Source organism: Aneurinibacillus aneurinilyticus ATCC 12856, from assembly GCF_000466385.1.
GTDB classification, from domain to species: domain Bacteria; phylum Bacillota; class Bacilli; order Aneurinibacillales; family Aneurinibacillaceae; genus Aneurinibacillus; species Aneurinibacillus aneurinilyticus.
The window spans coordinates 12,901-18,868 of record NZ_KE952682.1 but is presented as its reverse complement, the minus strand read 5'-3'; the positions used below and the strand labels follow the sequence as shown (position 1 = coordinate 18,868).

The following is a 5,968-nucleotide window of genomic DNA, read 5'->3' as shown; positions in this document are numbered from 1 at the left end:
GTCCATATGCCAAACAATTAAAAAGTCATACCCCACAAGGAGCACCAGGATATTGCCACGAAGCCATTCTACGCAAGGCATTACGACATTTACCATGCTGCATCGTCGCTTACAAACAGACTTACGCTTTCGTTATCAATGTGGCTTTCGTCTAGATCAGGATGCTCCATCTGTCTCTACATTTAGTCGTGTATTCGCGGATATGGTAGAAAAGCAGATAGCTGAACAAATGCAGGAAGAAGCAAAATCGTTAACAGCTCAATCAGAAAGGGTAGACCATTATTATATGTTGCCTAATGGTCATTCGGTTGCCGTTTCCAATCAGCATAGAAATATTTTATTAGAAGAGATAAAGGAGGAGTCCGGAAAAATATTGAATTCCTATTATATTGATTCTGAGCCGCGATACCGCTTTGCTTGGCATTGCGCTGAGTGTCGGACTATCCATTCTTGTACTTAATCTGCCGTATTTAGGAAGGAAACCCGATTTGTCCGTCCGGCGCATTTAATCAAGGATATCGGTTTTTCGCAGGATATCCCAACCTCAATGGTTATGTGATCTGGCCTTTGATTACAAAGCGGTCGTGTAACTTCCTCGCAAGAAAAAGATGAGGGAACACGTCTGTACTTTCTTCCAAATGTATTTGTACGGTTACATTTATTCGAATTTGTTCATGATAAATAGTAGGGGAGGTGAAAATAAGATGGCAAAAGATGTGCTTTGTGAAGTGAATAACTGTACGTATTGGGGAAATGGAAATAAGTGTACAGCTGATGAAATTTATGTAGTAAGCCATAAAGGAAAACATGCATCTACAACTGAAGAAACGGATTGCAAAACATTCAAACCAGGCATGTAAAAAGCAATACAAAGCCACTCTTCGGGGTGGCTTTGTATTGCTTTTTACATGATACATTTTTGAAGCGATATGAAAAATCCCTCCAAAAGTGGAGGGAAAGATAGAGCAAAGTATTGACTCATTTCAAAATGCAAGACTTTTTCATAACGATATACATTCATTAAGGTGATTGTTGTGGCTTCATTGCCTCTACAATAAGAAGATCAAGTTTTTGGCTAACTGTAATGACGTGCGGATTCTGAAAATCAAAATCATGCTTTTCTGCTAATGTTATCAGCAGTTGTTTCATGTCTTCGATTTCAGTTGTAACGGCTGTACTCAACTAATTTCATTCCCTTACTTGTTAATCATTAACAAATCTATCTTGTTTTCTTCTTTCTGGCAACTGCAAAATTTACACTTTCATCCACAAAAAAATTGGTTAGGGAAATAAAATTAGTCTAGTAGCAGGAAAGATCGGGTTATCAAACAGAATTTTTTTAAGTGTAATTTCGTTTTAGACCTACACCTACTTCCTTTATATTTGCGACAGTAGATAAAGCTACCTTGGAGCGGAAATCTGTACAGTGACAAGCATGAAGAGTAGAGAGATCCAGCTTTTCTATGTATGCGACCGTTTTTGTTAGTTGCTCTTGTGACGGATTTAGAAGATGAAAGCCACCAATGACATCTGCAACTCTTTCTTCGTTGCATACTTTTTTAGCATACTCAATAATATTGCATATTCCGGCATGTGCACACCCTACTATAATGACAAGTCCTTCTGATGATTTGTAAGCTAGTGCACTGTCATCTCTTACAAAATCATCATACTCATTATCATCAGTCACGATTTTTCCAATAGAAGTTTGTCCTTCAAAGGTGAAATTTCTTTCTATTTCACCTAGAAATACTAACTTATCCGTTAACCATACAGGTTTTTTAGATAAATGGATGTTAAAATGCTTGTTTAGCTTTTCTTCAGACAGAATGCTTCCAATTTCCCCAACAGGTTCAAGAATTTTACTTTCAAATACAGAAGGATGGCCTATTATAGTAGGCTGTGTACATGTAATTCCTTCCGTTCTCGCTTCCATATACATTCTGAGTAAATGCGTCATACCCCATGTGTGATCAACATGTCCATGAGAAAATACGATATAATCAAGATTTCTTAAATTTGTCATCATTTTTTCAGCATTTCTAATAAAAATATCAGAATAGCCAGTGTCAAATAAAACACGCTTCTTTCCTTCTTGGATAAAAAAAGATAATCCAGGCTCTGCCAAGAAGTATCTGTCGATGAAAGTGTTATTATCAACCAATACGGATAGCTCCATGTGATTCCTCCTCTGTAGTAGATATGCAAACATACACTTGTTGATACAAACATTATATCAGATTATCAGAAGCAGTTTATTTATACAGTATCACGCCTGTTGATTATCCATAAGGTGAAAGAAAGAAGGTGCACGCATCGGCGTGTTCCCTCGATACTTCCGGGCGGGAGACGAACCGACGCCCGTTTGGGGCACGGTGTGGTGGCGATCTACTTTGGATTATACTGGATAATCAACACCCTTGATACAGTATGACAAATAAATACCGACATGAAAACCTTTGACTTCATTTAATATTTATCAGCTCATAATGTGATCTGTATTACAGAAATGGTATGTAAATAGATGTAAATTTAGAGGCAAGTTGGTTCTAAAGTAAAATTCCAGCAAGGGGATGATGCGATGGAATTAATTTAATTTATTTGATTGTTGTAATCTATACGATGCTTTTTATTTTATGCACAAAAGTTTGTCGATGTATCAAACCAGATGTATATAGATATACGGATTATACCTATTATTTAAGGAGTTGAAGCGAATGGAAACGAAAACTGATTTTGAAATTAAAACAAGGCACTATGAGAAAGTATCCCAGCTTGTTCCACGTCATAGCAGCGATAACATCAATGGGATGTCTTTAACAACGGAGTTGCTGGAGCAGGCGCAAGCGGTACGGCCGACAGATCCCCGTTTAATTGACACAACAGATGGCGCAATTAAAAAAATGCTGCTTGCTATTCCTTATTATGCGGTATATGAAGAGCCACTGGCAAAAGTATATTTAGATTTATTATGCAAACTTCCTGATGATCTAGAAGTAACCGTGCTTACACATGAAAGAACAGAAGTGATTGTCCGGCGTTTGCTGCGAATGGCCAACAAAGAAAGGCTGGCTACAATTGTAGCCGCTCCGGATCATATCCATTTCTCTATTTGGGCAGAAGATGCCTATGCCATCGTCCATGACAAGCAAGAAAACAAGAAATACTTTGTGGAACCATATTCGTTTTTACGGTACGCTGATGGTTTAATTGCTGACTTTATTATGAATGCTACTGGTATGAGAACATCTAAATCTCCTTTGTATTTTCAAGGGGGAAATATGTTAATTGGGGACAGCTTTTTCCTGATTGGAGCGGATTATCCGCGAAATTCGCTGGAATATATAGGGAAATCGATTATTCCGCAGCCAGGCATTGATAAAGAACAACAAATTTATAACCTATACAAAGACTATCTCGATCATAATCGAAAACTATTTTATGTAGGAAGTACCATTCCAGTCCCACAGCAGCAGTCTAGAGTTATTGAAATCGACGGAGAAGAGTATGAGGAAATATTGTACTTTGGAAATAAGCCGGGAACCGTACAACCGCTATTTCATATTGATATGTTTATTTCATTAGCAGGAAGAGATAGTGATGGAAGATACCGTGTACTGGTAGGAAGTCCGAAATTAGCAGCCGATATATTGGGAATTAAAGTGTGGCCGCATGCTATGAATGAAGTTTTTGACAATATTGCTATGCAGATGTCATCTCTTGGCTTTAAAGTAATTCGCAATCCTTTGCCGTTGGTCTACATGGATGATGCACATGATCCGGATGAGCCGGACAAACCGCAGCGAAAGCAAAGAATATGGTATTTCGCTACATCGAATAATGCATTGGTTCAAAATAGCAAGACTCGGGGAAATGTCGTTTGGCTACCAACATATGGCCACGGCAATTGGAAAATACTTAAAAACACCGATGAGATGAACAAACGAATTTGGGAAAGTTTGAATTACGAGGTGATTCAACTTGGTGATTTTCATCCGTTCGCAGAAAATCTGGGAGCAGTACATTGTATTAAAAAATATATCGAACGTGTGTAATACGAACAAATGATAGAGGCGAGCTCACTTCCCTGCCATTAAGGCAGGGATTTTCTGTATGAAATGAAGAATCAAGCCTAGGAAAACAGATAGATATAAAGTAAATTAGTAGTCAGAAACACATTGCTGTAATGAAATCTATATTATTTATTAGGAGTCATGTATATGCGAAGTGGGTTTAAAAAATGGTTTGGCCAACAGAAACGAAGAGAGGAACAAATGAAGGAACAGGCAGAATCCTTTATCCGTAATGAGGAAGAGCCACCTTCGGAGTCTGTAGAAAAAAAACAGTCAGGTACCGTCGTATATAAAAAACGTCTTCCTAATGTGCCAGGAAGGAAAAAGGCAAGAAAAAAGCCTGTCCATGTTATTGATAAGGAACTGTTCACCTTGCTCGATTCGCGCAATGATTTGGCCGGAGAGTCAGACTGTTTCCCGGAGGACTATTCATCAAAAGCACCTTTACGACCGTATCAAATTCAACTATATAACATATTGATGAAGCGGGATGGCTTACTTATTGCTGATTAGGAAGGAGTGGGGAAAACAGCGCCCATTTTATGTTCACATGAATCAAAAATAAAAGCTGGTCAGATGCAGTGTGGATTATATATTACAAAAGCGAGTTTACTACAGGACATTTACAAGCAAGCACAGCAGTTTACACATTTGCGTGTCCTTATTGTAAAAGGAACGATTGAGCAACGAATCCGTATGTATGCTGATTTTTCCAATCAGCAATATGATTTGATTGTTATGTCATATGAACAGTTTCATCAGGATATTAACCGTGTGCTGCATGTGCACCAACAGCATCCCTTCGATGTTTGTTATATAGATGAAGCCCATAAAGTGAAGGACGCAGAATCACAAATTGGACAGGTTATTCACCAGTTGGATACAGAAGAGAGATATGCGATTACCGCGACACCTGTGATTAATGGTGCAGATGACTTACATAATATACTTAAATGGCTGCGCTGGCCCGTGGCTTCCATTGTGTTTTATGCAAGTGCGGTTGTAAATGTCGAAGCCTTAAAGGAAGCTTTGTCTATCAGTATGATTCGGCGACTAAAAAAAGATGTAATGCAGAACCTTTCCCCTGTGATACCGTACCATCTTTCTGTGGAACTTACGGAATTACAAAGAGAGCTGTATGATGCGGTAAAAGGAGCTGTACCAGGCGAATTATTCGAAGGATTTTCTTTCTATCATATTCCGACCTTGCTTGCCAAATACACTCGTCTAAGCCAAATTGCAGAGTCTTGCGAAATTGTGGGCGGAGTAGAAGGAACAGCAGGAAGCGGAAAGCTGGAGAGGGTAGAAGAAATTCTGGAAGATATCGTATTAAGAGGAGAAAAAGCAGTTGTTTTTAGCCATTCCCGCGTCTTTGTAGAAATTATGCACGAATACTTAGAGAAGTATAATCCGGCGCTGCTTCATGGAGGAATTAAAAATAAACAACAACAGGTTGATACGTTTATGAATGACCCGAACTGCCGGGTAATCGTATGTAGTGAAGCTTCGAGCAGGGAAGGTTGGACAGGAACAGTCGCTAATAATGTCATTTTTACAAGCAAGCCATGGTCCCCTGCTTATGTGGCCCAATGTATAGGGCGAGTATGGAACGGAGGGGATAAGAGTATTCATGTGTATTCTTTCATTGGGGAAGGGACGGTCGATGAAACTCTGGAAAAGTTGTTAGGTGAAAAGCAATATATCATAGATCAGCCGGTAAAGGCAGGATTGGATCGTGGCGAGATGCTACGGCTTTTGATTAAAGAAGAGGAGAAATTAATAGAGGCAGTGGTACAATAGGCGGGATAGTTAGGGAAGAGCTTAGGCCTTGCACGGTAGTATAATCCAAAGTAGATCGCCACCACAAAGCGGCTGTGTCTCTTCCTTGTAAGAAA

Annotated in this window: 6 protein-coding genes and 1 pseudogene; 5 read left to right on the top strand and 2 right to left on the bottom strand. The window is 39.1% G+C overall.

The features are described 5' to 3' along the window. Both HMPREF0083_RS30025 and HMPREF0083_RS26935 read left to right on the top strand, forming a co-directional pair. Positions 1-241 (top strand): annotated as a pseudogene (locus HMPREF0083_RS30025) (transposase); the annotation flags it as partial. A 463-nt stretch (positions 242-704) separates the two neighbouring features. After that, positions 705-860, top strand: a complete 156-nt coding sequence (locus HMPREF0083_RS26935; protein ID WP_081695983.1) for a DUF1540 domain-containing protein — start codon at positions 705-707, stop codon at positions 858-860. A 160-nt stretch (positions 861-1,020) separates the two neighbouring features. Here HMPREF0083_RS26935 and HMPREF0083_RS26930 read toward each other — a convergent pair whose 3' ends face one another. After that, positions 1,021-1,182 (bottom strand): aspartyl-phosphate phosphatase Spo0E family protein, encoded by a 162-nt coding sequence (locus HMPREF0083_RS26930; protein WP_021619490.1) that lies wholly within the window; start codon positions 1,180-1,182, stop codon positions 1,021-1,023. 157 nt (positions 1,183-1,339) lie between these two features. After that, the gene (locus HMPREF0083_RS02815) at positions 1,340-2,179 is read right to left on the bottom strand and encodes an MBL fold metallo-hydrolase (RefSeq protein ID WP_040301272.1); all 840 of its coding nucleotides are present in this window, start codon (positions 2,177-2,179) and stop codon (positions 1,340-1,342) included. A gap of 538 nt (positions 2,180-2,717) precedes the next feature. Between HMPREF0083_RS02815 and HMPREF0083_RS02810 the strand changes: the two genes are divergently transcribed. From HMPREF0083_RS02810 to HMPREF0083_RS02800, 3 genes are all read left to right on the top strand, one after another. Next, positions 2,718-4,055 (top strand): hypothetical protein, encoded by a 1,338-nt coding sequence (locus HMPREF0083_RS02810; protein ID WP_021619488.1) that lies wholly within the window; start codon positions 2,718-2,720, stop codon positions 4,053-4,055. Positions 4,056-4,220: 165 nt separating this feature from the next. Continuing rightward, the gene (locus HMPREF0083_RS02805) at positions 4,221-4,586 is read left to right on the top strand and encodes a hypothetical protein (protein ID WP_040301269.1); all 366 of its coding nucleotides are present in this window, start codon (positions 4,221-4,223) and stop codon (positions 4,584-4,586) included. Positions 4,587-4,592: 6 nt separating this feature from the next. Continuing rightward, positions 4,593-5,873, top strand: coding sequence for a DEAD/DEAH box helicase (locus HMPREF0083_RS02800; protein ID WP_021619486.1), 1,281 nt, complete (start codon positions 4,593-4,595; stop codon positions 5,871-5,873). The last annotated feature ends 95 nt before the right edge of the window (positions 5,874-5,968 follow it).

Coding starts and splice junctions, on each gene's coding strand:
- HMPREF0083_RS02815 (WP_040301272.1), bottom strand. CDS start 2,179: ATGGAGCTATCCGTATTGGTTGATAATAACACTTTCATCGACAGATAC.
- HMPREF0083_RS02805 (WP_040301269.1), top strand. CDS start 4,221: ATGCGAAGTGGGTTTAAAAAATGGTTTGGCCAACAGAAACGAAGAGAG.
- HMPREF0083_RS26935 (WP_081695983.1), top strand. CDS start 705: ATGGCAAAAGATGTGCTTTGTGAAGTGAATAACTGTACGTATTGGGGA.
- HMPREF0083_RS02810 (WP_021619488.1), top strand. CDS start 2,718: ATGGAAACGAAAACTGATTTTGAAATTAAAACAAGGCACTATGAGAAA.